The sequence below is a fragment of the Pseudomonas sp. GW822-FHT02E03 genome, assembly GCF_058802325.1.
In genome coordinates this window covers 1-3,981 of the sequence record NZ_JBXAOA010000092.1, presented here as the reverse complement: position 1 = coordinate 3,981, position 3,981 = coordinate 1, and the positions used below count along the sequence as shown (strand labels likewise).

Below are 3,981 nucleotides of genomic sequence, written 5' to 3'. Positions count from 1 at the left end.
CGCCTTGCTGAAAGGGCAAAGCGAATACCAGCCAAAAGCCAGTTGAGGGCTTTCCCTCAACCATAGAATCTCCCACATTCGATCGAGTTGTAGGATCGGTACACGGTCAACTGTGGGAGCGAGCCTGCTCGCGATGGGGCCAGAGCCAACAAAAAGCCCGCCCGATCTGCTGAGGATCGGGCGGGCTTTTTTACAACCGGACTCAGTCAGACACTTAAGGGTACTGCTGAACCTGGCCCTGCTGCTGATACTGCTGCCCCGGAATCGGCTTCAGGTTGACCTCGACGCGACGGTTCTGTGCCCGGCCATTGGCATCACCATTGCTGGCAATCGGGTTGTCCGGCCCGGCACCACGCGCCGACAGGTTGGCGCCGCTGACACCCTGGGAGGTCAGGTAAGTCGCCACACTCTGGGCGCGACGCTGGGACAGGTCCATGTTGTGCTGACGGCTGCCGGTGCTGTCGGTGTAGCCGACGATCTCGATCTGGTTCTGGTTGAACTCCTTGAGCGAGCCCGCCAGGTTGTTCAGCGGCTGGTAGAAGCCCGACGCGATGTTCGCCGAATCAGTGGCGAATGTGATGTTGCCCGGCATGATCAGCTTGATCTGATCGCCCTGGCGCTGCACTTCAACCCCAGTGTTGGCCATGCTGGCCCGCAATTTTTTCTCCTGCTGGTCGGCGTAGTAACCGTAACCGGCGGCAGAAGCCCCCACCACGGCGGCACCAATCAGCGCGCCCTTGCCACGGTTATCGTGACTGATGGCAGCACCGGCCAGTGCACCGGCCAAGGCGCCGAGGCCACCGTATTTGGCGGTTTTGCTCATGCCCGTAGAGCCGCCATCAGCCTGACCCTGGCTGTCATAAGGGTTCTGCGATGCGCAACCGGACAACAAAGCCACGGCAGTAGCGACAATAATCAAACGACGCGAGGTGAACATGGAGAGCTCCTACTTTTTTTGCATTCTGTGGTGCAGCGGACTTAAGCAATGAACCTTTGCGGGCGTTGGATCATGGCCAACGCCAAAAATTCCGTCGTGCCTTTCACAACTGCATCTTCAGGCCCGTACAAAGGGGTTACCGCGCATTTCATCGCCCAGACACGTGTCCGGACCATGACCGGTCACCACCGTCGCCTCTTCGTCGAGGGTATACAACCGTTGCTTGATCGAACGCACGAGAGTCGCCTGATCGCCTCCCCATAAATCCGTGCGCCCTACCCCTCGCTTGAAAAGCGTATCACCGGCTATCAGCAGCTTAGCCTCTGAAAACCAAAAGCTCATGGAACCTGGCGTATGACCCGGCGTGTGCAACGCCACGCCACACCCGCAAGCCAACTCTTCGTCGTCGGCCAACCAGCGATCTGGCGATGGCACGGGGGTATAAGGCACACCGAACATCTGGCACTGCATCTCCAGGTTGTCCCAGAGGAATTGATCTTCTTTATGCAGATGCAGCGTCGCGCCGGTTTTCTCCTTGAGCTGCCCGGAAGCCAGGAAATGATCCAGGTGCGCGTGGGTGTGGATGATGCTGACCACCTTCAGGCCCAAGGCGTCGAGGCGCGCGAGGATCAGTTCGTGATTGCCGCCCGGGTCGACGACGATGGCCTTTTTGGTGATCGGGTCGCCGATGATTGTGCAGTTGCACTGGAGGGGGCCGACGGGGAAGGTTTCGCGGATGAGCGCTGGGGTCGAAGTGGACATGGGAAGTCGATGGCCTGTGTTGAACGAAAATGCATAGAGCTTTGCTTCAGGATTCTACGACACTCGCCGATACAGTTCGCCGGGCCAGTTATTTGACGTCACAAATCAGAAAAATAGTGGCCAAATGATGTCAAGCGTAACGTTTATGATGCAAAATCATATTTTTGTAGCGGTCACATTCGGGAAAGGCCGCAGCGCACTCAGGAATTTCGCATGCCTACGCCGTTGTCTTACTCATTTAGCATTCCTTCGTCACTGACCGGCGACAAAGCTGTCGACAGTCTGATTTCCGGAACTTATTGGCTAGGTTCCAACTGGAGTGTCTTCGGGCCTACCAATCTCAGCTATAGCTTTATTACAGAAACCACCTCGTACTTCGCCACCAACTATAGCCCCGACAATGAGTACACCAATGCGTATGCTCTGACATCTGCGCAGCAAAATGCAGTCATCAGTGCGCTAAGCACATGGAGCGCCGTTGCCAATATCAATTTCACGCAGACCAGCGACACTCTCACAAATGTCGGCGATTTGCGATTTGGCGGTTACTTGTCGATGGATAGCCAGACGGCTGCCTGGGCCTATTTCCCCGCCGATACTCCCTATGCGGGGGATGTATGGATCGGTCCAGCGACGAACAATGCTAATCCTGTCAAAGGCACTTATGACTATTTGACCTTCGTACACGAAATCGGCCATGCGCTGGGTTTGAAGCATCCGTTCTCCGCGAGTTCGACAAACGCCACCTTGCTTGACGCCTCACTGGACGATGTCCGTTACACAGTCATGAGTTACAACGACTCATATTCTTATCAACCCACTACGCCGATGCTGCTGGACATCCTCGCCATCCAGAGCCTGTACGGCGCCAACACCCTGTGGCAGAGCGGTAACAATACCTACAGTTGGGCGTCTGACCAGTCGATTTTCGAGACCATCTGGGATGCTGGCGGTAACGACACTATTGACGGCAGCAATCAGCTTCAGTCTGTGCGCATCAACCTGAACGAAGGCGCTTTCAGTACGATTGGTAAAGCGTTTGTCGATCTCACAACACAAGCGGCTGTCACTGACGGGTTGGCGATTGCCTTCGGGGCGAAGATAGAGAACGCGATCGGGTCAGCTTTTGATGACATTCTGATCGGTAATGCTCTGGATAACGCACTGAATGGTGGTACAGGCGCGGACATCATGCAGGGAGGTAATGGCAACGACGTCTATTATGTGGACAACGTCGGTGACAGCATTACCGAGCTTGCAACTTCTTCCTCGGGAAAAGACACTGTCATCTCATCGATGAGTTATGTCCTTGGCACCAACCTCGAGAATCTGACGCTAACAGGTGCCTCCAGCCTCAATGGCACCGGCAATGCCCTGAACAATAGCCTTGTCGGTAATACCGGCAACAACATTCTGGACGGTGGTCTAGGTGCCGACATACTGATCGGTGGGACCGGCAACGACACCTATATCGTCGATAACACTCAGGATGTCGTCAGCGAATCCAGCACCCAGCCTAACGAGATCGACAACGTCCTCGCGTCTGTCAGCTTCACTCTGAGCGCCAACGTTGAAAACCTCACCCTGAGCGGTACCGACAACATCAATGCCATCGGTAACGCCCAGAACAACATACTGATCGGTAACACTGGCAACAATGCGCTGGTCGGCGGAGCAGGCCTGGACACCTTGATCGGTGGTGCAGGCAATGACATCTACAGTCTTGATCAGGTCGGCGAGCTAGCGTTGTTGCAGGAAATCGCCAACGAAGGTCTGGATGGCCTGAACATCACATACGCCGCCACGGCGCAGACCAACGTCATCGACATGGGCCAGAGCAGCCTGCAAAACGTCGAAAATGTCCTGCTGACCGGCGCGGGGGCCTTCACCGTGATTGGCAACGACCTGGACAACATTCTGCTCGGCAACAATGCCAACAACACCCTTCAGGGTGGCACCGGTAACGACCAGTTGGACGGCGGTGCAGGTGCCGATACGTTGAGCGGTGGTATCGGCAATGATACGTTCACTGTCGATAACGCCGGCGACACGATCATCGAATTGGCAGACGAAGGCCGTGACCTGATTCGCACCTCGATCAGCTATACCCTCTCGGCCAACGCTGAAGACGGTCAGTTGCTGGGTACTGCCGCGATTGATCTGTACGGCAACAGTCTCGACAACGTCTTGAGCGGCAACAGTAGCGACAACACCCTCAACGGCGGCCTGGGTGCTGACACCCTGATCGGTGGCGGCGGTGTCGACACCTACCACGTCGATAA

Annotated in this window: 3 protein-coding genes; 1 reads left to right on the top strand and 2 read right to left on the bottom strand. The window is 56.0% G+C overall.

What is annotated here, in order from left to right:
• Window positions 1-214 precede the first annotated feature (214 nt).
• Together AC1RQB_RS28145 and AC1RQB_RS28140 are read right to left on the bottom strand one after the other, a co-directional pair.
• On the bottom strand, window positions 215-937 hold the full coding sequence (locus tag AC1RQB_RS28145) for a YiaD family glycine zipper/OmpA-like lipoprotein (protein WP_063342563.1): 723 nt from the start codon (window positions 935-937) through the stop codon (window positions 215-217).
• A 117-nt stretch (window positions 938-1,054) separates the two neighbouring features.
• On the bottom strand, window positions 1,055-1,699 hold the full coding sequence (locus tag AC1RQB_RS28140) for an MBL fold metallo-hydrolase (protein WP_063342562.1): 645 nt from the start codon (window positions 1,697-1,699) through the stop codon (window positions 1,055-1,057).
• A gap of 213 nt (window positions 1,700-1,912) precedes the next feature.
• Between AC1RQB_RS28140 and AC1RQB_RS28135 the strand changes: the two genes are divergently transcribed.
• Window positions 1,913-3,981 (top strand): M10 family metallopeptidase C-terminal domain-containing protein (locus tag AC1RQB_RS28135; protein ID WP_493095481.1); only part of this gene is annotated, 2,069 nt, incomplete at its 3' end.